Origin of the sequence: Exiguobacterium sp. N5, from assembly GCF_025842465.1 — a bacterium.
GTDB lineage: Bacteria > Bacillota > Bacilli > Exiguobacteriales > Exiguobacteriaceae > Exiguobacterium > Exiguobacterium profundum.
In genome coordinates this window covers 1276694-1300674 of the sequence record NZ_JAPAEP010000001.1, presented here as the reverse complement: position 1 = coordinate 1300674, position 23981 = coordinate 1276694, and the positions used below count along the sequence as shown (strand labels likewise).

The 23981-nt window shown below is 48.1% G+C and carries 28 protein-coding genes and 1 riboswitch; of the genes, 19 read left to right on the top strand and 9 right to left on the bottom strand.

Annotation, left to right across the window (positions count from 1 at the left end):
* The first annotated feature begins 20 nt into the window (after window positions 1-20).
* From OKS35_RS06710 to OKS35_RS06700, 3 genes are all read left to right on the top strand, one after another.
* Window positions 21-362 (top strand): hypothetical protein, encoded by a 342-nt coding sequence (locus OKS35_RS06710; RefSeq protein WP_214757531.1) that lies wholly within the window; start codon window positions 21-23, stop codon window positions 360-362.
* Window positions 359-781, top strand: a complete 423-nt coding sequence (locus OKS35_RS06705; RefSeq protein ID WP_251025524.1) for a DUF6678 family protein — start codon at window positions 359-361, stop codon at window positions 779-781. Before OKS35_RS06710 ends, OKS35_RS06705 begins: the two co-directional genes overlap by 4 nt.
* 104 nt (window positions 782-885) lie before the next feature.
* The gene (locus OKS35_RS06700; RefSeq protein WP_159562599.1) at window positions 886-1869 is read left to right on the top strand and encodes an L-lactate dehydrogenase; all 984 of its coding nucleotides are present in this window, start codon (window positions 886-888) and stop codon (window positions 1867-1869) included.
* A 35-nt stretch (window positions 1870-1904) separates the two neighbouring features.
* Here the strand turns inward: OKS35_RS06700 and OKS35_RS06695 are convergent, their stop codons facing one another.
* Window positions 1905-3287 carry an alanine/glycine:cation symporter family protein gene (locus OKS35_RS06695; RefSeq protein ID WP_264092691.1) on the bottom strand — a complete coding sequence of 461 codons (1383 nt, stop codon included), beginning with the start codon at window positions 3285-3287 and terminating at the stop codon, window positions 1905-1907.
* A 92-nt stretch (window positions 3288-3379) separates the two neighbouring features.
* Here OKS35_RS06695 and OKS35_RS06690 point away from each other — a divergent pair, with 92 nt between their 5' ends.
* The 8 genes from OKS35_RS06690 to OKS35_RS06655 all read left to right on the top strand — a co-directional run bounded on the left by OKS35_RS06690 (window position 3380) and on the right by OKS35_RS06655 (window position 10333).
* Complete coding sequence (locus OKS35_RS06690; protein ID WP_214781633.1) at window positions 3380-3652, top strand: acylphosphatase; 273 nt, start codon at window positions 3380-3382, stop codon at window positions 3650-3652.
* 204 nt (window positions 3653-3856) lie between these two features.
* Entirely contained in the window at window positions 3857-5176 is a 1320-nt protein-coding gene (brnQ, locus tag OKS35_RS06685; RefSeq protein ID WP_264092690.1) for a branched-chain amino acid transport system II carrier protein, read from the top strand.
* A 105-nt stretch (window positions 5177-5281) separates the two neighbouring features.
* The gene (locus OKS35_RS06680) at window positions 5282-6463 is read left to right on the top strand and encodes an MFS transporter (RefSeq protein ID WP_159562595.1); all 1182 of its coding nucleotides are present in this window, start codon (window positions 5282-5284) and stop codon (window positions 6461-6463) included.
* Between the two features lie 11 nt (window positions 6464-6474).
* Window positions 6475-7320, top strand: coding sequence for a DUF72 domain-containing protein (locus OKS35_RS06675; protein ID WP_264092689.1), 846 nt, complete (start codon window positions 6475-6477; stop codon window positions 7318-7320).
* A 15-nt stretch (window positions 7321-7335) separates the two neighbouring features.
* Window positions 7336-8676 (top strand): bifunctional metallophosphatase/5'-nucleotidase, encoded by a 1341-nt coding sequence (locus tag OKS35_RS06670; protein ID WP_264092688.1) that lies wholly within the window; start codon window positions 7336-7338, stop codon window positions 8674-8676.
* A 48-nt stretch (window positions 8677-8724) separates the two neighbouring features.
* Window positions 8725-9093 carry a YutD family protein gene (locus OKS35_RS06665; RefSeq protein WP_047795125.1) on the top strand — a complete coding sequence of 123 codons (369 nt, stop codon included), beginning with the start codon at window positions 8725-8727 and terminating at the stop codon, window positions 9091-9093.
* Window positions 9094-9252: 159 nt separating this feature from the next.
* Window positions 9253-9558, top strand: a complete 306-nt coding sequence (locus OKS35_RS06660) for a hypothetical protein (RefSeq protein ID WP_214690691.1) — start codon at window positions 9253-9255, stop codon at window positions 9556-9558.
* Window positions 9559-9661: 103 nt separating this feature from the next.
* Window positions 9662-10333 (top strand): DUF975 family protein, encoded by a 672-nt coding sequence (locus OKS35_RS06655; protein ID WP_074036376.1) that lies wholly within the window; start codon window positions 9662-9664, stop codon window positions 10331-10333.
* Between the two features lie 44 nt (window positions 10334-10377).
* Here the strand turns inward: OKS35_RS06655 and glpX are convergent, their stop codons facing one another.
* Complete coding sequence (glpX, locus tag OKS35_RS06650) at window positions 10378-11358, bottom strand: class II fructose-bisphosphatase (RefSeq protein ID WP_159562592.1); 981 nt, start codon at window positions 11356-11358, stop codon at window positions 10378-10380.
* A gap of 158 nt (window positions 11359-11516) precedes the next feature.
* On the opposite strand from glpX, the gene OKS35_RS06645 reads away from it, so the two are divergent.
* Together OKS35_RS06645 and OKS35_RS06640 are read left to right on the top strand one after the other, a co-directional pair.
* Complete coding sequence (locus tag OKS35_RS06645) at window positions 11517-11960, top strand: DUF86 domain-containing protein (protein ID WP_264092687.1); 444 nt, start codon at window positions 11517-11519, stop codon at window positions 11958-11960.
* A gap of 4 nt (window positions 11961-11964) precedes the next feature.
* The gene (locus OKS35_RS06640) at window positions 11965-12744 is read left to right on the top strand and encodes a TIGR01457 family HAD-type hydrolase (RefSeq protein ID WP_264092686.1); all 780 of its coding nucleotides are present in this window, start codon (window positions 11965-11967) and stop codon (window positions 12742-12744) included.
* A gap of 19 nt (window positions 12745-12763) precedes the next feature.
* On the opposite strand, the gene OKS35_RS06635 is transcribed toward OKS35_RS06640, so the two are convergent.
* Window positions 12764-12991, bottom strand: coding sequence for a NifU family protein (locus OKS35_RS06635; protein WP_012726833.1), 228 nt, complete (start codon window positions 12989-12991; stop codon window positions 12764-12766).
* Between the two features lie 129 nt (window positions 12992-13120).
* On the opposite strand from OKS35_RS06635, the gene OKS35_RS06630 reads away from it, so the two are divergent.
* Entirely contained in the window at window positions 13121-13426 is a 306-nt protein-coding gene (locus OKS35_RS06630) for a YuzD family protein (protein ID WP_074036383.1), read from the top strand.
* A gap of 167 nt (window positions 13427-13593) precedes the next feature.
* The gene (locus OKS35_RS06625; protein ID WP_214690695.1) at window positions 13594-14880 is read left to right on the top strand and encodes a globin-coupled sensor protein; all 1287 of its coding nucleotides are present in this window, start codon (window positions 13594-13596) and stop codon (window positions 14878-14880) included.
* A 94-nt stretch (window positions 14881-14974) separates the two neighbouring features.
* On the opposite strand, the gene OKS35_RS06620 is transcribed toward OKS35_RS06625, so the two are convergent.
* Both OKS35_RS06620 and OKS35_RS06615 read right to left on the bottom strand, forming a co-directional pair.
* Window positions 14975-16405 (bottom strand): S8 family serine peptidase, encoded by a 1431-nt coding sequence (locus tag OKS35_RS06620; protein ID WP_264092685.1) that lies wholly within the window; start codon window positions 16403-16405, stop codon window positions 14975-14977.
* 240 nt (window positions 16406-16645) lie between these two features.
* Entirely contained in the window at window positions 16646-17701 is a 1056-nt protein-coding gene (locus OKS35_RS06615) for an NAD(P)/FAD-dependent oxidoreductase (RefSeq protein WP_264092684.1), read from the bottom strand.
* A 98-nt stretch (window positions 17702-17799) separates the two neighbouring features.
* Here OKS35_RS06615 and OKS35_RS06610 point away from each other — a divergent pair, with 98 nt between their 5' ends.
* Window positions 17800-18036: a YuzB family protein gene (locus OKS35_RS06610; protein WP_012726828.1), complete on the top strand. Its 237-nt coding sequence runs from the start codon at window positions 17800-17802 to the stop codon at window positions 18034-18036.
* A gap of 204 nt (window positions 18037-18240) precedes the next feature.
* Window positions 18241-19452: a NupC/NupG family nucleoside CNT transporter gene (locus tag OKS35_RS06605; protein WP_074036391.1), complete on the top strand. Its 1212-nt coding sequence runs from the start codon at window positions 18241-18243 to the stop codon at window positions 19450-19452.
* A 40-nt stretch (window positions 19453-19492) separates the two neighbouring features.
* Here the strand turns inward: OKS35_RS06605 and OKS35_RS06600 are convergent, their stop codons facing one another.
* Complete coding sequence (locus OKS35_RS06600; RefSeq protein ID WP_264092683.1) at window positions 19493-20065, bottom strand: nucleotidyltransferase family protein; 573 nt, start codon at window positions 20063-20065, stop codon at window positions 19493-19495.
* A gap of 69 nt (window positions 20066-20134) precedes the next feature.
* Window positions 20135-20722: an ECF transporter S component gene (locus OKS35_RS06595; RefSeq protein WP_012726825.1), complete on the bottom strand. Its 588-nt coding sequence runs from the start codon at window positions 20720-20722 to the stop codon at window positions 20135-20137.
* A 163-nt stretch (window positions 20723-20885) separates the two neighbouring features.
* A riboswitch (FMN riboswitch) is annotated at window positions 20886-21028 on the bottom strand.
* Window positions 21029-21125: 97 nt separating this feature from the next.
* Here OKS35_RS06595 and OKS35_RS06590 point away from each other — a divergent pair.
* The gene (locus OKS35_RS06590; protein WP_074036395.1) at window positions 21126-21482 is read left to right on the top strand and encodes a HesB/IscA family protein; all 357 of its coding nucleotides are present in this window, start codon (window positions 21126-21128) and stop codon (window positions 21480-21482) included.
* 33 nt (window positions 21483-21515) lie between these two features.
* Here the strand turns inward: OKS35_RS06590 and OKS35_RS06585 are convergent, their stop codons facing one another.
* Window positions 21516-21755, bottom strand: coding sequence for a hypothetical protein (locus OKS35_RS06585; RefSeq protein WP_047795133.1), 240 nt, complete (start codon window positions 21753-21755; stop codon window positions 21516-21518).
* Window positions 21756-21882: 127 nt separating this feature from the next.
* Here OKS35_RS06585 and OKS35_RS06580 point away from each other — a divergent pair, with 127 nt between their 5' ends.
* A complete protein-coding gene (locus tag OKS35_RS06580; protein ID WP_012726822.1) occupies window positions 21883-22737 on the top strand; it encodes an NAD-dependent epimerase/dehydratase family protein in 855 nt (284 codons plus the stop codon).
* Between the two features lie 40 nt (window positions 22738-22777).
* On the opposite strand, the gene OKS35_RS06575 is transcribed toward OKS35_RS06580, so the two are convergent.
* Complete coding sequence (locus tag OKS35_RS06575) at window positions 22778-23755, bottom strand: NAD(P)/FAD-dependent oxidoreductase (RefSeq protein WP_012726821.1); 978 nt, start codon at window positions 23753-23755, stop codon at window positions 22778-22780.
* Window positions 23756-23981: the final 226 nt, after the last annotated feature.

Sequence of the window (23981 nt, the reverse complement as noted above, 5' to 3'; positions counted from 1 at the left end):
GTTGCGGGAGACAGGCTGATGTGTGGGAGAGGAATGATGAGGTACGCCTAAGCTGTCTTCATTGCGGTCATTTGCAAACAAAGGAGAGCGGTTCGAAATACGTCGGAGAAGCTGTCGATGTTTATTTTGGATTGCCGCTATTTTTACAAACAGGATGTTCTGGTCATGTGTTATGGGCTTACAACCGTGAACACCTCAACTATATTAAGGATTATATTGACGCGAAGATTCGGACGAGCGAGGGAACGAACCGTAGTCTCGAAAGTCGATTACCCGCTTGGATGAAAAGCAAGCAGAACCGTAAAGACGTGTTACGAACGATTGAAAAATTAGAGCTTATGATAGGAGGTTCAACAGCTTGAATCGACGAGAAGAACTTCAATACATAGAGAGACAACAATTGACATCGGTGATGAACGAGACAAAATGGAAGCGTCTCAATCGAGCTGTCTCTGAAGAGTTGACTTATGCGCCGCCATATCAAATAAAATACTTAGGGGAGGATACGTTGTTTCCTAGCGACTCGTTGTCCGAGTATGAAATATTGTGGGGAGAGTGGGATGAAATCTGGCTGGAGTCCCCTTTACGGTCCATCGAATGGATTCGTTTGCGACCAAGCGTACTGCTCTATAAGGGAGTGATTCTTGACCCAGATGTTTGTGATCTGTCCACTGAACTCATTTCGATTTTGGAAAGAGAAAAAATTCCGTTCATCTTGGAAAGTGAGACAATTCAGATTTTCGGTTATGTCCGGAATACCGGAATCTTTGAATCGAAATAAGATATATAACGGAATCACGTATTTTTCATGCAGCTTTTGTCGTTAAAGATGGAAGAGTCGGGTATGCTAAAAAAGAGAAAGAATCATAGAAAGGATGGATACACATGTCACGTATTCCGCATAAAGATGAGATTGACCCGAAAGACATCACTCGCATCGCCGTCATAGGTGCAGGTTGGGTCGGCGTCAGTTTCGCCTATCAATTATCCACGGCTGCGCTTTGCGAGGAGCTCGTCTTAATCGACTCGAATCATGCCAAGGCAGAAGGAGAGGCGATGGACCTCAATCATGGGATCTCATTCGCCCCGACACCGGTCCGGATTTGGGCAGGGGACTACTCGGATTGTAAAGACGCAGATATCGTCGTCATCACGGCAGGAGCCGCACAAAAACTTGGGCAGACACGGATGGACCTCGTCGAGCAAAACGCCAAGGTCGTCCGCACCGTGACCGAAGACTTGATGAAGAGCGGGTTCGACGGCATTTTAGTCGTCGCGACGAACCCGGTCGATGTGATGGCACACGTCGCCTGGAAAGCATCGGGTTTACCAAAAGAACGCGTCATCGGTTCAGGGACGGTCCTCGATACAGCACGACTCCGTTACAAACTTGGAGACTATTTCGAACTATCGCCACGAAACTGCCACGCCTACTATATGGGTGAACATGGGGATACGGGCTTTGTCGCATGGAACAACGCACGCATCTATGGGAAGAGTATCGATGAACTATTGGCGGAGAACGAGAAATATCAGTTCGAAGACTTAGAAGCGATCTATGCGGACGTACGCGACGCTGCTTACCAGATCATCGAGCATAAGAACGCCGCCTATTATGCGATTGGGGTAGGCTTGCTTCGCATCATCCGGGCCATCGTCCGAAATGAAAACTCCGTCGTGACAATTGGCGCTCACCTAGACGGCGAGTACGGGGCGAGTGACGTGCATATTGGCGTACCGGCCTTGATTGACCGAAGCGGCATTCGTAAGATCATCGAGATTGAATTGACGAACGAAGAACAACAGAAGTTTGACGCCTCGGTACAAACTATCAAAGCAGGGATTGAGAAAGTCGAGCCCGCATCCTAAAAAAGATCCGACTGCTTAGGCAGTCGGATTGTTGGTTAAGACGCCTCTTCTTCGGCGATATCTTTCTTGTAATACTTCTCGGATGTGAAGAACTCGGTTGTCAATCGTTTCACTTCACCACTTAGAAGCAAGACGGCAATCATATTCGGGATGAGGATCATCGCTAGCATCAAGTCTAGGAAGTTCCAAATCATCTGAGCGCCTCCAATCGAACCGATGACAATCGAGACGATATAAACGGCCTTCATGATTTTTCCTGCCGTCAAACCGAATAAGTACTCGGCTTGTCGCGAGCCGTAAAAGATGATGACGATAATGGTCGAGAGGACGAAGAAGATGAGTGAGATGGTGACGAGTAAGCTTCCCGTGTAACCGAAGTATTCATTGAAAGCAATCGTCGTCAACGCTGCTGGGTCATCCATCGCTCCGTCTGCCGTCCAGACACCTGAAGACAAGACGACGAATGCGGTCGTGCTACAAATGATGAGCGTATCGATGACGATCCCGATGACGGCCCAGAACCCTTGGCGCACCGGATGGTCCGTCTGTGCCGCGGCGTGGGCAATAGGTGCCGTTCCAAGACCGGCTTCATTTGAATAGAGTCCACGGGCGAAGCCCCAACGAATCGTCTCAGCAACGGCGGCACCGGCAAACCCACCGAACGCGGCCATCGGCTCGAATGCATAAGAGAAGATGAGACTGAGAACGTTTGGAATCTCAGAGAAGTTCATCAAGACGATGACGAGTCCGGCTCCGACATAGACGAGTGCCATGCCAGGGACGACGATCTCGGTGACTTTCGCGATGCGCTTCATTCCGCCAAAGACGATGATGCCCACAAGAATAGCGACGACAATCCCCGTGATGAGCGTGTTCCCATTGAACGTCTCACGGACTGCCGAGCTGACAGCGTTTCCTTGTACCATGATACTCGGAATGAGTTCGATCATGAGAGCGAAGGCGAACCACGTCGCGAGCCACTTCCAACGAAGTCCTTTTGATATGTAGTAGACCGGTCCCCCGACAAATTCGCCGGCATCATTCTTCTCACGATAGTGCACGGCCAGTACGCTCTCTGAGAACTTGATGGCCATGCCGATGATAGCGATGACCCACATCCAGAAGATGGCACCCGGTCCCCCGAACATAATCGCTGCAGGTACACCGATGATGTTCGCGGCCCCGACTGTTGAAGAGAGGGCTGACGTCAACGCTTGTCTCGGACTGATGTCGCCTTCACCTTTCGGCTTTTTGAAAATGCTGCCGAATGTTTGCTTGAATATGTAGATGGGGTAACGAAACTGAAAGAAACCGAGCTTGATGGTGAGGAAGATACCGGATAAAACGAGTAACGAGATAATCGGTACGCCCCAAAGCCAGTCGGAAACGTTCGTGACAAGAGTAATAAATTCATTCATACAACCACTCCAATTCCATTATTTTACTTAAATACTGTTTCCTAAAGTAAGGACCTCTAAACATCTTTGACAAAATAAAGGAGGAAAATAGAATGAGAGTTGCTAAACGTTTGATTGTATCTGGACGTGTCCAAGGCGTGGGGTTTCGATATTTTTCACAGGAGACCGCGCAACGATTCGGCATCAAAGGATGGGTTCGCAATCTAAGTGACGGGACAGTCGAGCTACATGCGGAAGGAACCGAGCAAGAAATCGACGCCTTCGAGCAGACGTTGAAGGATGCCAATCGCTTTGTCGGTGTCGAACGAATCGAAGAGACGGAAGCGAACGATCAGGAATTTCGCTCGTTCGACATACGCTATTAACCGCTTACATTTCCCTATGTGTGAAGGGAGATTTTTTTTATGAAATCTACATTTCAAAAAATTAAACCTCGAATTTTTGAGATGGGGTGGTCAAACGATAGGAAGTGTGTATAATGAAATAGACCAAGCGATATATTGTCAGAAAATTTAGTTATTATTTTTTTGTTAAGTCGTTCGGAATATCAAGTGTATGGAGGTAGTTGTATGAAAAAATCGACATTGTTCCCGTTAGCGTTTACGATTTTTGCTTTATTCTTTGGGGCCGGGAACTTACTGTTCCCACCAGAGCTCGGCGCCTTGGCGGGGGAAAACCTCGTACCGGCGATGATCGGGTTCGTCATTACGGGTGTCGGTTTACCGCTTCTTGCTTTGTTCGCAGTCGCTCGGGTCGGCGGTGGGACAGACCAAATTGCTCGTTATATTCCAAAGCGTCTCGCGCTTATCTTGACAGGATTGATGTATGTAGCCATCGGACCATTCTTCGGAATTCCGCGTACGGCTGCCGTCACGTATGAAATGGGACTCGTCCCGTTTCTCGATGCGCCTTCTACTTTGACACTCGCGATGAGTTCGACCGTCTTTTTCGGGTTGACGTTCTTCTTGACGCTCCGTGCTCAAAAGTTGATTGAAGTCATCGGACGCATCATCACACCAATCCTCTTGTTCTTACTCGCAGCGATTGGGATCACAAACCTCATCTCGCCTCTCGGAGAGCCTGGAGCTCCAGCGGAAGGGTTTGAGACATGGTTGGGCGCACTCGGCCAAGGTTTCCAACAAGGCTATTTGACAATGGATGTATTCGGGGCCCTCGTCTTTGGGGCAATCGTCCTCGTCACGTTGAAAGCAAATGGGTTGAGTGACCAAAAAGAAGCGTCTTCGCTCCTTCGTTCTGCAGGGATGCTTGCCGTTACCTGTTTGATGCTCGTCTATATCTCGCTCGGTTCGATCGGTGCGAATATGACAGTCGCAGAAGGAACGACGAGTGGCGCAAGCCTTCTCCAAGCGTTCGCAGGTACGTCTTACGGCCAAGTCGGAATGCTCGCACTCGGGTTAGCGGTCTTCCTCGCTTGTTTGACGACAGCAGTTGGACTCATCTCAGAGTTCTCACGCTTCATCAGCAACCAGTTTGATTCTCTCAAATATCATCATGTCGTCATCGCGACAACATTGTTTGGGTTCATGATCTCACTCGTCGGTTTGAGCTCGTTGATTCAAATCGCCGTGCCGCTTCTCACGCTCCTCTATCCGGTCATGATCGCACTCGTGCTCATATCGGTGACGGAACGACTTCAACGAAACCCCGGTGTGGCGATGAAAGCGACAATTTACACGGCGCTCGTTCTCTCGTTCTTTGAAACGTGGAACGGCATCCAGCCTTCTGCGGTTACTTCTTGGATTGGAAACTTACCAATGGCGGATATCGGACTTGCCTGGGCAGTTCCGACGATGATCGTCTATGCGATCACGCTTCTTCTTCCGAAAGGAACGTCACAAGAATCACTCGCTCAATCACGCATCTCATAAGTCTCGCCCATCCTTTAGTCAAGGATGGGCTTTTTTCTGTCTTATTGTTTGCCTGGATGTGAGCTCAAACAGTAAAATGGAAAGATGAAAAGGGAGTGACATTCGTTGACGACAAAACAAAAAAATCAATTGGCGATTCTCATGTTGAACATGTTTATCGCCGTCGCCGGATTTGGGATCATCATCCCGATTATTCCGGATTACTTAAAGATGATTGGCGAGGGAGGGACAGCCGCCGGACTCATGATTTCCGTATTTGCGGGTGCCCAGCTCGTCATGTCACCGATTGCCGGGAAATGGGCGGACGTCCACGGCCGCCGACTCATGATCATTCTCGGTCTGATCGGATTCACCATCTCGATGGGAGTCTTCTATCTATCAGATAATTTGACAATTCTTCTCGTCTCTCGTGCCATCGGGGGTGTTGGTGCAGCGCTTTTGATTCCTGCCATCTTCGCTTATGTGGCAGATATCACGACACTCGAGCAACGAGCTCGAGGAAACAGTTATATTTCCGCGGCAATGTCGCTTGGAATTGTAGTGGGACCAGGGATTGGTGGCTTTTTTGCTGAATTCGGCTTGAAGACACCGTTGCTCGTTTCAGCGATTGTATCGTTTATTGCTGTCATTTCGTCTGTGCTTCTTCTTAAGGAGCCTGACCGTGCTCCATACGTGGCGCCTAAGATTAAAGAGTCTTTACCGACGCAGCTGGTCATGTCGACGCGAAAACCGTACTTCTTCGTATTGGTCATCAACCTCGTCATGGCGTTTGGTCTGATGGCGTATGAATCGGTACTTGGGCTCTATGTCAGTGAGATGTTCAGTGCGACACCACAAGAGATTGCCATCATGGTAACCGGAACGGGGATTGTGAGTGTCATCGTTCAATTGTTTGCAGTGGACCGTCTCGTCGAATGGTTGGGTGAGACCAAGGTCGTACTTGCTTTCATCGCGCTCGCCTCATTTGGCTTCTTGTTATCTTTGTTCGCTGGTACGTATATGCTCTTCTTCGCAGTGACACTCGTGATTTTCTTATCGACATCTATTTTACGACCGGTGTTGAACACGCTCGTGTCGAAACTTGCAGGAAACGAGCAAGGTCTTGCCATGGGGATGAACAACGCTTATATGAGTATTGGGAATATTTTAGGGCCGACATTGGCGGGAATCGCCTTTGATATTGATATGCGCTATCCGTTCATGATGGGACTCGTCCTATTGCTCGTCACATACATGGGCACATGGAACTGGTCGAAACGGAAAGCGGCCGCCATTTCAGAATCGTAAAGGAGGACGCTATGATCTATGTAGGTGTGACCGGATGGGGTGACCACGATTTGCTGTATACGACCCCAGAAGAACGAAAACATAAATTATCGACATATGCGGGACATTTCCCGACTGTTGAAGTCGACTCGACCTTCTATGCGATTCAACCTGTGAAAAATTTCGAAAAATGGGATGGGGAAACACCGGATCATTTTCAATTCGTTGTGAAAGTTTCCAGGGAAATGAGCGGACATGATCGTGAGCCGAAAACGCCTTTGATTGAACTGTTTGAGCGTTATCGCGTCTCGGTCGATCCGTTAAAACGAGCGGGGAAATTACGGGCTGTGCTCGTTCAATTGCCGCCGTGGTTCGATGTGTCAAAGCCACACCTGGATTATTTGAGAACGCTTCGTGCCGAGCTGTCAGATTACGAGGTTGCCATCGAGTTCCGCAATCCGACCTGGTTCTCAGAAGCGTTCCGGGACCGGACGCTTCAATTTTTGAAGGAGCAGCGGTTCATCAACACGATTTGCGATGAACCGCAAACGAAAGAGAGCAGCATCCCGTTCGTACCGGTCGTGACACATCCTGATGTTGCGGTCGTTCGATTGCATGGACGCAATACGTCAGGGTGGCTCAAAAAACCTGGAATGACGAGTCAAGAATGGCGGCATGTTCGCTGTCTGTACCGGTATAGCGAGGAAGAATTGCAAGAATTGGCGACCTCACTTCGTGAGATTGACCGTGAAGCGAAAGACGTGTATGTATACTTTAACAACAACTCGGCTGGGGATGCAGCACCGAATGCGAAGCGACTCATTGAGATTCTTGGCCTTGAATATGAACTCGCGCCGAGACAAATCAGTTTGTTTTAGAAGGAAGGGATGGCCATGACGACACTGTCTATTTTTCATTACAACGATCTTCATTCAAAGTTCGACCAATGGCCGAAACTTGTTTCATTTCTAGAAGAACATCGGACTGACGACACGCTGTACTTTGATTTAGGAGATCATGCCGACCGCACCCACCCGGCGACCGAAGTGACACGTGGAAAGTTGAATGTTCGTTTGCTCGAGCAACTCCGTCCGACAGCGGTCACCATCGGAAACAACGAAGGAATCACTTTTCCTCATGATTGGCTAGCCGAACTGTATGACGAAGCAACATTTCCCATCTTACTTGGGAATGTATATGAAGCAGACGGGTCACGACCGAATTGGGTCGATGAGACGCTCGTTCTTGAGAAAGATGGTTTCCAGATCGGTCTGTTTGGTGTGACCGCTCCATATGAAGAGTTATACCCAGAGCTCGGCTGGCAGATTGAATCGCCTTACGAGGCGGCGGAGCGAGCGCTGAAACAGTTGGCGCATTGTGATGTCATCATCGCGCTCAGTCACCTTGGGTTCTTTGGAGACGAGCGATTAGCTGAAATGTTTCCTGAAATCGATGTGATTCTCGGTGCGCATACGCATCATGTTTTAGATGAAGGTGTGATGACGAACGGTGTGTTGATTGCACAGGCCGGAAAATATGGGAAGTACGTCGGTGAAGTCACACTGACGCTTGGTGAGTCAGGAATCGTATCGAAAGAAGCGCGCCTTCACGAACTGTCTCAGCAATCGGATAGTCCAGACACGTTGACGTTGTTGCGCACAGAAGGGGAAGATGCCGAACGCCTTCTTGATGTCACGATTGCAGAGACGGATGGATACGCCTCCGATTGGTTCGGACCTTCTCCACTTGGTGACCTACTCGTCGAAGGGATGGTCGAATGGTGTGCGGCGGATGTTGGGATTATTCCATCTGGGGTTGTGCTAGAAGGCCTTGCACCGGGTGGGGTGACGCTCAACATGTTGCATCGGATCTGTCCGCATCCAATCAACCCTTGTGTGCTGACATTGGACGGTGAAACGTTGTCGCGTTTCCTTCACGATACTAATGAAGAAACGTTCACGAATATGCATGTCAGAGGTCTCGGGTTCAGAGGGACCGTTCTCGGAGAACCGAGTCTCTATCAAATCGAACAACGTGACGGTCAGACTTATGTGATGGGGGAACGATTGGATTTAAATCGGACATATCGTGTCGCAACGGTCGATATGTTGACATTCGGTCCGCTTCTTCCTTATTTGGCAGACCAACCGAAGCGATATTTCATGCCCGAACTTCTGCGAGATGTATTACGAGAAACAATCGTCGCCCGTCATGAAGTGATTCGAAAAGGATAGAGCGCATCGATGAGGGCATGCTATGATAACAGAGTGGAGGTGGGAACGATGATTCGAGTGAATCGCCACGGATATACCGTCTTGGAAGAAAAACGGGACGGGTTCGATGAAGAGGCGTTTATCGCACGGTATAGTGACGTGCTAGATAAGTACGATTACATCGTCGGTGATTGGGGGCATGGTCAGTTGCGATTGAAGGGATTCTATGAACCGCAATCTAAATTGGCGACCTATGAGAACCGAATTGATCACGTGATGGACTACGTATACGAATATTGCAACTTTGGATGTCCTTATTTCGTTTTGAAAAAAGAAACGGAAATCAACGAAGAAGAGAGTGGACCCGTCTTTGGGGGAACGAAGCAAAAACTGAAGTTGAAGCGTAAGTTTAACAAGACCGATGAATCAAACGTGTGAAGTGCTGAGCCGTCAGCACTTTTTTTTATTACATTTGATTTCCAAATATTTCGTTTAGGTAAAAAGTCGTGACTTCCGGTTTTGAGGTTGGAAAAATGTGATAAATTGTCATTAAGGATAGTTTCGTCGTTTTTTGGTTTTGATAGTGAGGTGATTTGGATGCAACATGTACAAACGACCGTCGGGGATCGGGATGACGTCCATAATCGAATTCATAACTTCGGACTCGGGATATTGGCCATGTTCTTTTTTGGTTTCCATATCATGATGACCTTTTATTTTACGGCGGCAGTCATTCTATTTGAACTCTTTCATGTGTTGATCATCCGTCGCTTTGAATATGGCCATTCGTTCTTGCGAGGCCGTGTCTTCAAAGTCACATCTCACCTTGTGTTATCACTCGGGGTGCTGTTGTTGATCTTGTCCATGTCTCAGTTCTTTTTAGGCAATGTGATGATTCGCTAAGCGGAAAGGAAAAATTCCTTTCCCTTTTTTTATGTTTTTTTGAAACGTATGGTCACCTTTTCACGTACACTAATAGAAAGACTACGAAAAAGGATGGATTACTATGAGATCTGAATGGAAACAACATGCACGACACGCCTTGAAAGGAAAATGGTGGTTGATGGCCGGATTGGCACTCTTGTTCCTCATTATTAACGGGATTCCGCAATGGTTTGCGCCTGAAATGGACGTCAACTCGCCAGAACCGTTCACATCGACAGAAGTCACTTTGAGCTTTGTATCGAACGTTCTGCAAATTTTAATTGCCCCACTTGCGATCGGTTGGTCGTGGCTTGCTCTCAACGTATCACGTGAGAAAGGAGCCTCGCTCTCAACGCTGTTCAAGCCGTTCCAGACACGTTACTTCAAACATGTCATCACCTCGTTTGTGATGGGGGTATTCCTCGTGTTATGGACGTTGTTACTCATCGTACCGGGAATTATCAAAGGATTCTCATATTCACTTACGCCGTACATTTTGCGCGATCAGCCTGAACTTTCCGCACTCGAGTCGATCACAGAATCACGTCGTCTCATGGATGGGCACAAGATGGAAGCCTTCATGCTCGTCTTGTCCTTCTTTGGTTGGTTCCTCGTCGGGATCTTGACGCTCGGGATCGGGTTCTTCTTCATCGGACCTTACTTCTCGACGACATACGCAACGTTCTACGATTCGATTCGAGACAAGCAAGTTGATTCGAATGAGCCAGTGCACGGAACAGAACAAGGATTTTAAAGAAACAAACGCCTCGCTCAAGTGATTGAGCAAGGCGTTTTTGATTAGGCGTTGACTTCAGTTTTTTGTAAGTATGGTTTCAACGACAAGTGGTGTTCGGCCACGACTTTACGAATCGTACGTGTCTTCGAGCGCATGACGAGTGATGTCGTCTCGACGATATCATCTGTTAAGAATTTGACGCCATCGAGCAACTCACCTGACGTGACACCTGTTGCGGCGAAGATACAGTCATCACTCTTGACGAGGTCGTCGAGCGTGAGGAGTTGGAGCGGATCTTCAATGCCCATCGAGATGACGCGTGCAGATTCTTCTTCATTCATCGGGTGAAGACGGGCCTGCATGTCTCCGCCAAGCGCTTTGACAGCTGCAGCCGTGATGACGCCTTCAGGAGCACCGCCTGTACTGATGAAAATATCAATCGGATTTGTTTTGACGGCAGCTGCGATTCCGGCCGAGACATCGCCATCCTCAAACAATTTGACGCGTGCGCCGACGTTCATGACGGCTTGGCGAAGGTGTTCGTGGCGATCGCGGTCTTGCATGATCACCGTCACTTCTTCAATGCGTTTATTGTTATATTTTGCTGCTTTTTCGATGATCGACTCGAGTGGTTCATCGAGCGAGACTTTTCCTTTTAAGTTCGGCCCAACGACGAGCTTATCCATGTACATATCTGGTGCGTGGAGGAGGGCACCTTCATCCGCAACAGCGATGACGACCATCGCATCTCCGAGTCCTTTTGCGACAATGGATGTACCTTCGAGCGGATCAACGGCGATGTCGACTTTCGGACCGAACGTCGTACCGAGTTTTTCCCCAATGTAGAGCATCGGTGCCTCATCGAGTTCACCTTCACCGATCACGACCGTCGCATCCATGTTCACTGTTCCGAGAACTTCGCGCATCGCTGACGTAGCTGCGTCATCGGCTTCATTCTTTTGCCCGCGTCCAATCCATTTCGATGATGCGAGTGCTGCGGCTTCCGTTGCTCGTACGATTTCTAATGCTAATTCACGTTCCATAGTGTTGTACCCTCCACGTTATCTCTGTTAAATGTGTTATACTTTTTACGACTTAAACCCGTTGATTAGTGTATCACATTTTTATAAATGATGTAAATAGGGCAGGTTCTTTTCTCCAGAACGAAAAAGGATTAGTATTAACAGCAGGGGGGATCATCATGTATTTTGTGAATAGAGAGAAGATTAATCAGACACTGGAACAAATGGAGACGATGTTAGCACATACGGACCAACTGAGCGGAGATGCGTTCACGGTAGAACTTGCGAAACAACGAATGGCTGTCCTCCTGATGGAAGGGGTCATCGACGTAGGGAACTCGATGATTGACGGATTCATCATGCGAGACCCGGGTAGCTATGAAGATATTGTCGACATTCTGCTCGATGAACGCGTGCTCGATGAGAAGACGGGTAATGCCACCAAGGCGCTCGTCGGATTGCGTGCATACTATGTCCGTGAGTTCGTCGATGCAGACTCATCACGCTTCGATGAATGGGTGAAGACGTCGAAACAAGACTTCACAGCGTTCTCCACGCAAGTTCGTCGCTACTTAGAGGTCGAACTTGGACCAGTGTCCGCATTCTTGCCAGAAAGCGAGTGATTGGATGGAACCGATAAAAGGATATTTATTTGATTTGGATGGTACGATGTATGCAGGAACAGAGCCCGTTCAAGCTGCTGTCGATTTTGTAAACGAGTTAGAAGCTACGGGCGTCCCATACTTATTCGTCACGAATAACGCCTCGATGACACAACAGCAGATTGCGGATAAGTTGATTTCAATGGGGGCAAATGTGAAGGCAGAAAACGTCTTGACGAGTGCGATGGCGACGGCTTTTTATATTGAGAAGATGTCACCGGGCGCGACCGTCTATATGATTGGCGAAGACGGACTCCGGCTCGCCTTAGAATCTCGTGGGTTCCACGTCACGGACGAACCGAAAGCGGACTATGTGGTCATCGGTCTCGACCGTCACATCACGTATGAGAAGTTGGCGCGAGGGGCGATCGCCATTCGTTCGGGAGCCCGATTCATTTCGACGAATGGGGATATCGCCATTCCGACAGAACGTGGGTTTTTACCGGGGAACGGGTCGCTCACATCCGTGTTGACGGTGACGACAGAAAAAGAACCATTCTTTATCGGGAAGCCAGAACCGGTCATGATTGATATTGCACTCGACATGATTGGATTGACGAAAGAGGATGTCGTGATGGTAGGGGATAACTATCATACAGATATTCTATTCGGGATCAATGGGGGAATCCGTACACTTCACGTCAACTCAGGTGTACACGGTCCAGCATTTATTCAAGAACAAGAAAAACTCCCGACCTATATGGTTGAGAGTTTAAATGAATGGAAGCATGAAAAAAAGGGATGACGAATGTCTCCCTTTTTGCTTAGAATACTTGTTCTACTTCGACGATGCCTGGTACTTCTTCGATGAGCGCACGCTCAATACCGGCTTTTAGCGTGATTGTTGAAGACGGGCAGCTGCCGCAAGCACCCATCAAACGGAGCTTGACGATGCCTTCTTCGACATCAACGAGTTCGACGTCTCCGCCGTCACGAAGCAAGAACGGACGCAATTTATCGAGCACTTCTTGGACTTGATCAAACATTTCCATGGTATCTACCCCTTTCTCGTTCTACTTTATTCTAGCAAGTTTGAGAGTGTTTCTCAATCATTTACGCTGAGCGTTTCGTCATCGGGAGTGGGGAAGATTTTTGTATAATGGTTTCGAGGGGGAATGAATATGAAAATCACGGTTTATGGGGCAGAGGTTCAATGTGCCAGTTGTGTCGGTGCACCGAGTTCGACCGAGACGTATGAGTGGTTGCAAAGTGCGCTCGGACGCAAGTATCCGGAGCAGTCCTTTTCTTTCGAGTACATCGATTTCGAACAGAGTGAGGACGAGTTTGCCCTGGCGCTTAAAGACGATGAATGGTTTTATCCGCTCGTCTTGCTCGACGGAGAAGTGATTGACGAAGGGGTCGTTCAGTTACGAAAAGTGTATGCGGCAATTGAGGCGAAACAAGGATCCGTCAATCATATAAAATAGTGAGCAAGTGGACGAACCATGCGATAGCAAGGTTCGTTTTTTGTTTACCTATAATTCAGAAAAAGATTTTACAACTTTTGTCTCTCGGGCTAAACTGAACATAACTTGTATAAATTTTATAATATTTTGAAAATTAATAAACCTGTTTATTAAAGGAGGACTATTTGATGTTTGCCCGAAAACGAAATATGCCGATCCATTTAGACACCTCGTCCCAAATGGAGCACTTGTTGATCGCACTTCCCGATGAGTTGGAACGACAACGTCAGTTGATTCGTCTCGAACGTGAGGATTTAGCTTATTTACGTGCGTATCAACAGGAATTACGTCAATTGACACCTCGGTTGGTTGATGTGTTTTATGAAGAGCTCGAAAAGATCGACGAGATGAGAGAGTTGATTCGGCAACATTCGTCATCGGACAAATTAAAACTCACTCTTTCTAACCATATAATGGAGATGTTTGAAGGGAAGTTGAATGAAGCATATATCAATCGACGTCTCGCCATCGCCAAACGTCATTATCTGATCGGTCTGAAAGGGAAATGGTATATGGCGGCCTTCCAAAAAATATTCGAGACGCTCGTCTTATCGATTCAACATGAGCAGCTCGATGCGGACTCGAAAATGAGGTTGATGATGGCCGTCTCGAAAATCTTTAACTTCGAGCAACAAATCGTGCTCGAGATGTTTGACGATGAAGCAGACGTCGTTCGTGACCAGATGCAACACGTGAAAGATGAAATCAGTCAAACGATTCAGCAGGCGAGTGAAGATTTGGCCGCCCTCTCACAAGAAGTCATGGCTAGTTTTCAGTCGATGAATGAGCGGGCAGATGATATGAAGCATTCAAGTTCACTCACGCAGACAAAGCTACGGACGGTACTTCACTCTTCAGTGAGTGGGAAAGACACGATTTTGTCGGAGGCGGGACGCCTTGATGAAATCGCGCGTGACCTCTCCGATTCAGCTCAGGAAATCAAGGCGCTCGAAAGATTGATGAACGAGATCATGACGATTGCGGATTCGGTCAAACAAATTGCCAACCAGACGAACCTACTTAGCTTGAATGCCGCGATTGAAGCAGCACGGGCAGGCGAGCAAGGGAAAGGATTCCAAGTCGTCGCTTCCGAAGTACGGACGCTCGCGAGTCAATCGAAACAAGCGGCGGAAGAGGTGGAGGATTTGGTGAAGCGTCTCACGAACCAGATGGAAGAGACTTCGAGCCGCGTCTTATCGACCGAGCAAGAGATGAAGCAGACGATGGGACGGATCAATGAAGTGACGGATGCCTTCCTCCAAATTTCGGGTGATTCGGAGCATGCTGACGGGCAGATGGGGAGTCTCGCCGGTGATATAGATGAGATTGTGGAATCCATTGCCGAACTCAAGCGTGCCACGACCCAGATTGCGACGTCTTCGACACGGTTGATGGATACCGCACAACGATTGTAAGTGGTCAAATGATAAAAAAGACGAATCAGGTCGCATGACACGACTTGATTCGTCAATTAGTGAAGTCGAGCGAAGGAACTCGACTTTTTTTTATTTAGAGAAGCTGGAACGATGACGTCGCTGAACCAGCCGTGTAGCCGGTAAGCGTCGCATCAGACTTCACTTGATACGTTCCGCGTTGTGACCAAGAATTCGTCGAGAGTGTGAATGTGATGGCTCCTGATGAATTCGTCTTGCCTGTACCGACAAGCGTTGTACCGTTCGGTTGTGTGACCGTCACACGAACATCGGCGTTTGCGACCGCTTGGCCATTTGAATTTCGTACTGCCGAAGAAATCGAGACGACTTCACCAGCGTAGTAAGAAGACTTCGATGTCGAGACTGTCGTCGTGAGTGCTTGGACAGGTTGCGTCATACCACCAGAAGTCGGGGATTGGACAAGTCCGTTCCCGAACCATGTGTCGCGACCTGTTGTACCAAGGTCGATGGAGTCTTGCGACAATTTTGTACGGAGTTGTGTGCTCGATAGCGTAGGGAACGCCTGTTTCATGAGTGCGAGGTTACCCGCCACATACGGTGTCGCCATTGATGTTCCGCTCATTTGACCGTAGCCCCCGTTTGAGAGGGTCGAGTTGATGCCGACACCAGGTGCTGCCACTTCGACAGTGCTACCTGTCGCCGAGAACGAGGCGCGGTTGTTGTTGATATCTGTTGCAGCAACAGCAATTGCCGAACTGTAACGAGCCGGATAGTTGACGAGGTCACCCGATCCATCGGTACGACCATTGTTACCCGCTGCCGCGACGACAAGGATGCCTGCATTATTGGCACGATTGACAACTTGTTGGAGCGTCGTCGATGGACTTGTCGTCCCGAGGCTCAAGTTGATGATATCCATATCATTAGTGATCGACCAGTCAATCCCGGCAACGATACTCGATAAGCTACCACTTCCGTTCGCCTCAAGAGCTTTGACGGCGTAAATGCTTGCCTCGTGTGCAATCCCGACTGTTCCGATGCTATTGTTACGTGCACCGATAATCCCGGCTACGTGTGTACCGTGACCGTTGTCATCAGCATACGAACTCGTGACCGTGCTAAATGAGGCACCACCAGCGATTGTTAAATCGGGGTGGGGCGAAATCCCTGTGTCGACGACGGATACTTTGACACCTTTCCCTGTGAATCCACTCTGCCAAGATGAAGGAGCTTTTAGTTTAGGAATCCCCCAGTCTTGTGTTTGATTCTCAATCTGTACGATTTGATCCACTTCCACGTGTGCGACGTTCGGGTTATTCTTCAGTCCATTCAAAGCAGCTTTCGGAACTTCGAGTGCTGCTGCAGGAATATTCGAATACTGTTGTTTAACTTCCATGCCTTCAATCGACAGCGGAATTTTCTTTGCCGATTCCTTGAAAACGACGATGACACGTTCTTTCTCTTTGTTTGGGGCGGCATCCGCACCCCCAGGTACGGTTGACAAGACAAGCAATGAGGCGAGGACGGAGCTACAGATTTTTTTCAACTTGTTTCCTCCTTTAGGGTATGTAGGCAAGATGACGGGATGTCGAACTGCCGTGACCATAGAGTAACAAGTTTTACCAACGTGTAGAATACGCCAATGGCATTAAATATCTGAATATTTAGATAAGGATACAGGGGATTCAGATACAAGACTTTTGACTCAATCGTTAGAAAAATGAATAGAAATAACAGATGAACAAATTAAAAAAGCGAACCAGCCAGAGGCTCGTTCGCAATGTATTCATTTAATGACTTTATGTTTCCAAAGGATACCGGACTTTAATAGTCGGGCTACTTTCCCGGTGAGTGATTGTTTCCCCATAAACACCCCAAAGCCAGCCTTCTTCCCGAGGGAACCGAGCGTCCCTTTCAGTTTGATGTCGGGTAATTCTGGATAATTGATACCTTTCCATTTGCAAAGCAAGACTTGAACGATCTGTTCGGCTTGGGCTTCGGCAAGTTGTCCGGACGGTGCGTACGGTAAGCTCGCATTGTCACCAACGACAAACACGTCCGGCAGTCCAGGAACAAAGTGATGTTCCGTCAATTTGACACGTCCGCCTCCATCGAGTTCCCAACCTTGATTCCGTACAACGGCGACCGGTTGAATCCCGGCCGTCCATACGGTCAGATCAGATGGGAATAAGTCTTCATGGTTCCATAATCCGTCAGCATCGACACGTGTGATGTTCGCATTATTGATGACTTCGACGCCGTGCTCCTCGAACCAAGATTGTACGTACATCGAGACACGATTAGATAAGAAAGACAGAACGGATGGTCCGCGGTCGAATAAACGGACCGTCAAATCAGGCCGGCTCTCACGAAGTTCGCTGGCGAGTTCGACACCAGATAGACCGGCACCGACGACAGAAACGACCGAACCTGGTCGCAGACCGTTGATCGCTTGTTGTGTCTTACGTGACTCTTCCAGTGTTTGAATACTGTACGTGAATTCGGCTGCCCCTTGAACGTTGTGGTATTTGTCTTCGCATCCTAATCCGATGACGAGGTCGTCGTAGGGCACTTTTTCTCCACTCGCGAGCAGAACCATTTTGTCTTCGGTGTCGATGTCCGTGACCTGTCCGTATATGTAATCGATTTCATCCGGAAAGTCGATGCGAATATCGCGGTCCGAGACCGTTCCTGCGGCCAGTGCGTAATACTCAGTTTTCAATCCATGATAAGGCAAGCGATCGACGAGCGTGACCGAGATGTCTTGTGACTGATGTCCAAGTACTCTCTCAATCACACGCATTCCCCCGTAACCGCCTCCTAAGACGACTAATTTGCGCATAATAATCCCCCTTTGTTACTCTTCAACTGTATCATGTTATAATCTGCCGTAGAAGAACCATTTTCCGATAATTCACGTAAAGAAAGACGGTGACATATATGATGAATCCGATCATCGAATTTTGTGCTTCGAATTTGGCGATGGGCTCACAAATTGCCCGGGCTAAATTAGAGTCCGACCCTGATCTTGATGTGGTCGAATATGGCTGTACAGGCTATTGTGGTGTCTGTTCCCTTGATCTCTTTTGCCTCGTAGACGGGGAAGTGGTGACGGGTGAAACACCAGAAGAGCTCGTGACGAAGGTGTATGAAAAAATCGAAGAGATGGCATGGTAAAAAGTTTGAGGAAATGACCTCAAACTTTTTTATTTCACCCGTTGCATTTTAAAAAGAGGGATGTTATATTCTAAGAGGTTCGAATGTAGGTTGTCTGACGTTTAACAACGATAAAAAGAAAGCGTTTCAAACGGTAGGACACATCTCTTTTCGGGTATGACACATATAATTGGTTTTGTTTAATATGAAAGGAGCACAACATCAATGAAAATCATGAGTGTGGTTGGTATTTTGGCACTAATTGCAATCGCTTACATCTTCTCTACCAACCGTAAAGCCATCAAATGGCGCACGGTCTTGGCAGCGTTCGCTGTTCAATTCGCATTTGCATTCCTCGTCTTATATACGGCATGGGGACGTAAGGCGCTTGAATGGATCTCAAATGGGGTTCAAGCTGTCTTGAACACAGCGGGTGACGGGATTGCCTTCGTATTCGGAACAGCAGTCGGTGGCGACAACTTCGTTTTCGCATTCCAAGTCCTTCCGATTATCATCTTCATGTCATCATTAATCGCATTGCTTTACTACCTTGGCGTCATGCAGTGGGTCATCCGTATCCTCGGTACTGCCCTTGCGAAAGCACTTGGTACGTCACGTAAAGAGTCACTTTCAGCAACAGCGAACATTTTCGTCGGTCAAACGGAAGCACCGCTTGTCATCAAGCCGTACCTTCCTACAATGACACAGTCTGAGCTCTTCGCAGTCATGGTCGGTGGACTCGCATCGGTTGCCGGATCTGTACTTGCAGGTTATGCAGCACTCGGTGTACCACTCGAATACTTGCTCGCAGCGAGCTTCATGGCAGCGCCAGCAGGTCTCTTATTCGCGAAAATCATCGTACCAGAAACAGAAGAGTACGATGACGACATCGAGATTGTAGAAGATGAAGAAGACAGAGCGGCGAACTTCGTCGATGCAGCGGCACGTGGTGCTTCTGACGGTCTCTTCCTTGCCTTGAACGTCGGTGCGATGCTTCTTGCATTCGTTTCATTGATTGCGCTCGTCAACTTGATCCTCGGTTCAGTTGGTGGACTCTTCGGATTTGATAGCTTGTCACTCGAATTGATTCTCGGTTACGTCTTCGCGCCACTTGCATTCGTGATTGGTGTACCATGGGCGGATGCTGTACAATTCGGTAGCTTCCTCGGTCAAAAACTAGTCTTGAACGAATTCGTTGCTTTCTCTGAGTTTGCTCCAATCATCGGTTCTGGTGATTTGTCAGCTCGTACAGAAGCGATGATCGCATTCGCACTTTGTGGTTTCGCAAACATCTCGTCACTCGCGATCCTTCTCGGTGGTCTTGGTGGTATGGCGCCAAACCGTCGTGGTGACATCGCACGCATGGGTGTTCTCGCGATTCTTGCAGGTACGCTTGCAAACTTGATGTCAGCTACATTGGCTGGACTTCTTCTTTAATCGGTATAAGAAAACGCGATCACTTCGGTGGTCGCGTTTTTTAGTATGAGAAGGATGTATGTATGGTGATGTTTGGCCACTTGGCGGACCAGTTCTTTTGCTGCAACCGCTCCAGATAGATGGGATGCTTTGAAGAGTTCGAATCAAAGGGTGGTGTCGGTATAACGTGCATGTTGATCAAGTCGTGAATGCCGTGTGGGGCAGCGAGGATGAGGGAACTATCCGATTGAAGACGTACCCCGATCGCGGTGACGGTCTCAGGAAAATGTGCCAACGCATCGACCGATGAAGCATAGGGTGGAAGGTTGTTGACGTGATGCATTCTCGCTTGATTTTTGACAGACCAAGGTACATCGGGGATGAGGCGGAATAATCGCTCTTCGAGTTGTTTTTCGACTGCTTCCTCTGGTTGGTTTGGGTCGAAATAAATCACATCTACATCATCTGTTTTAGTCGATGTTTCGTATCCGTGAAGGTGGTCCCAGACTTTTGAACGAATATATCCCGCACAAATCCAACAATCCGGTAAATCGAGGTTGGCGACGGCGTGGAGAAGCTTTATGAGCTCGGCGTCTTGTTTTAGAAAATGAACCAAATCCTGTTCGTCTGTCATAATGAATGCCCCTCCTTACAATATGGTTAAAAAAAGCACCTAGGCAACGCCTAGATGCTCGTATATTGATTATGCTTGAAGTTGTACGCGTTGACGTTCGATCCACGGCTTCAATTTCAAGAAGAGTGGGACGAAGAGCGCGCTGATCAATATCGCTTTAATCAAGTTGAACGGTAAGATCCCGTAAAGGACAAGATCCGTTTTCACCGCCGGGTCGGCCATGTCTGCCATTCCGAAGAAGAAGGCGTAGGCTGGCAAGATGACGAGATAGTTTAAGATGGCGAGGCTAAGAGCCATTGTGATTGTACCGGCAAGTAATCCAGAAGCGAGTGCTTTGTTTGACTTGCGCTTATGGTAGAACCAGGCAACTGGGTACATGAATGCGACACCTGCGAAGAAGTTTGCGACTTCCCCGACTGGAACGCCGCCACCGTTAAAGACGTAGTACAAGACGTTTTTCAAACCGACGACCACGACTCCTGCGAGTGGGGAAAAGACGATTCCGGCAATGAGTGCAGGAATGTCACTAAAGTCCACTTTAAGGAATGGCGGTAAAAATGGGAGCGGAAAGTTGAATAGCATGAGTACGAACGAGATCGTCCCGAGCATCGCCAAAGTCACCATTGTTGTCAGTCGTTTGTTGCGCGTAGTTTTCATCAGAATCTCTCCTTTAGGTCGCTCCTCGATGAATGGCATCCGTCGCATATAAAAACCCGATTGCAATGAAGACAATCGGGAGAGTTTACGCGCATACGAAAGAGATGTTTTCCGAGGTGGAAAAGTCCACGTCAAAGAAAACATCCGGATATCGGTCGGATGCCGCCATCTTCTCCCATCCAGACTATACTGTCGGCTTTCGAATCTCACGAAATCAGCAAGCAACGCCTTGCTCGCTCACGGGCTGAGAAGAATATATTCTTCAATACCGCCGGTCGGGAATTTCACCCTGCCCCGAAGATGGAACGATTTAATTTTTTTTGTTACAGTTTAGTTATACAAGATAATCCACAAGATGACAAGTCAATTGACTTGAATTGAAGATATATGAGGAGGAGTTCAGATGATTCATTTAACAGAGTCAGCCGCACTTCAAGTGCTAGAGATGATGAAACAGACGGAACGCCCGGATGCGCAATACTTGCGAGTGAAGGTACAAGGTGGCGGATGTACAGGACTTTCATACGGGATGGGCTTCGACGAGGAGAAGACGGACAAAGACATTCAATTCGACCATCATGGTGTCCGCGTCATCGTTGCGGAAGTGGATCATGGGGTCGTTGATGGCCTCGAGATTGATTATAAGCAGTCGATGCTCGGTGGCGGTTTCACAATTAAAAACCCAAATGCGATTGCAACATGCGGTTGCGGTTCGAGTTTCCGGACAGCGACGAATGCAGGTACGCCAGGAGAATGCTAAAGAATAAGAACCGATCGCGAGTGCGATCGGTTCTTATTCTTCTTCTGTCAAAATCAACCGAATGACTTTTGCAGTTACGTCGAGTTCGATGTGATGTTGCCAAGGCCGAAAGCCTGTGATTGTACACGTGTCATTCGTGATGCGGAATGAGCAGACACTCTCTTCCTCTTGATCGAGGACAGAGTAACGACTGAAATCAGATAAGCTCTGATAGATCGCATACTGTGGTGGTAGTTCATACGTCCATCCTTTTTCTAACATGATTTGGTGCATATTCGAGCCCCCTAACAAGTCTTTACTTATTAGAATAGCAAGAATACGTGTAAAAGTGGTAGATTAGTCTGTTTCTTTGAAGGGAAAATGAGTAGGGACGTCATTACAAATGGGAGGATTCAGGGTCATGAGAAAAGTATTGATATTCGGAGGGTCACGCTATTTCGGAAAACGGCTCGCATTGCGACTTGCTGAAGCAGGGGATGATGTGACGATTGTGACGAGAGGGCAACTACAGGTGCCGGAAGCTGAAGGGATTCGGTCTGTCAAAGGAGACCGGCAATCGGTCGCGACGATGAAAGACTTGGCCCGCGAACGGTACGACCTCGTCTATGACAACATTTGTTTTACTCCGTATCAGGCAAAAATCGCCTCGGATGCGTTCATGGACAAAGTCGGGAAATATGTGCTCACGTCGACGATGTCGGTCTACGCGCCTGGTCCTGATTTAAAAGAGAGCGACTTCAATCCGCTCCATTACGAATATCATCTTGAATCCGAACATGACTACGGACAAGGGAAACGCGAGGCGGAATCATTCTTCTTCCATCGCGCCTCTTTCCCGGTGGCGACCGTACGATTACCGATCGTGTTAGGTCCGGATGACTATACAGACCGATTGAAGTTTTATGTAGATGCAATCCGGAACGAGGAACCGGTTGTCTTGCATCACCCGGAAGCAAAGATGGGCTTCATCTCGAGTGCGGAAGCGGCCGCCTTCTTAGAATGGGTCGGTCGTGCCAATGTGACAGGACCGTTCAATGCGGCGAGTGATGGACTCATCTCGATGGGGGCCTTGATGGAGCGAATCGGTCAACACGTCGGAAAACCCGTCCATATTATAAAAGATGGAGACTCGTCGCCGTATGATTCGGATGTCGACTATTATATGTCGATTGCTGAGGCGAAGAAGGCGGGATTTGTGTTTACGCAACTCGATGACTGGATTGACCGGGTCATCGTTCAAACGATGAAAAGATAAAAAACGCTTCTGTGGATGTGGTCCACAGAAGCGTTTTTGGTTATTTCCCAGCAAATACAGATGTCGAGTGTTGCGGATGACGAGCAGTCGGATCCACGAGCTGTTTCACTTGGTTGATGGCGATTGGGGCTTCACCGAAACCGGTCGCAATCAATTTTACTTTCCCTTCGTATGTCGCGATATCACCGCAAGCGAAGATGCCGGCAACGGTCGTTTCCATACGTGAATCGACACGGATTGTGTTTTTCTCGAATTCCATTCCCCAGTTCTTGATTGGACCGAGCGATGAAACGAATCCGTAGTTACAAATCAAATCATCGATTTCAACGATTTTTGATTCGCCATCCTTATCTGTCAATTCGACAGATTCGATGTGTGTCTCACCAGACAGTGACTCGATGTTGTAAGGCGTAAGGACGTTAATCGTCGATGCCTTCATCTGTTCTACCGTATGTTCATGAGCACGGAAGCGGTCACGACGGTGAACGATGTGTACTTCTTTTGCGATTCCTTCAAGCATGAGTGCCCAGTCGACGGCTGAATCGCCACCGCCGGCAATCATGACACGGCGATCACGGAATTTCTCCATGTTGTCAACAAAGTAATGAAGGTTGGCATAATCTTCGCAGCCATCAAGACCGAGTGGGCGGGCTGAGAAGGCACCGTTTCCGGCTGTGATGATGATGGCTTTCGTATGATACTCTTCTTTGTTCGTCGTCAATACGAAAGTGCCGTCCTCGAGGCGTTCGACCGTTTCCACCGTTTCGCCGAGGCGGTAGTCTTGTTCGAATTGATCGGCCTGAGCTTTTAGTTGATCAATCAAGTCCTGTGCTTTCACTTTCGGGAAACCGGCAATATCATAAATATATTTTTCAGGATAGAGCGTTGATAACTGACCACCGAGTTGCGGTAAGCTTTCAATCAACGTCGTATCGAGTTGGCGCATGCCTGCATAAAATGCGGTGAACAGTCCGACTGGGCCGCCACCGATGATGATTACATCTTTCGTCGTCTTCATCGAATTCCTCCTCAAAGCGTATACATCTATTATAGAGAGTTTATTGAATTAAATCCATTCAGTACAAACATGCAACACTTTCAAAAAAAATTCAAGAAGATAAGCTTTTCCATTGAGAATTCAAATTAAAGAGCGTACAATGAAACAGAAGCAATTGTGAACAGATGTTGAACAAGAATAGGCTTTATTGTGAACGTCTATGTGAAGAAACACACAACATAGTTGT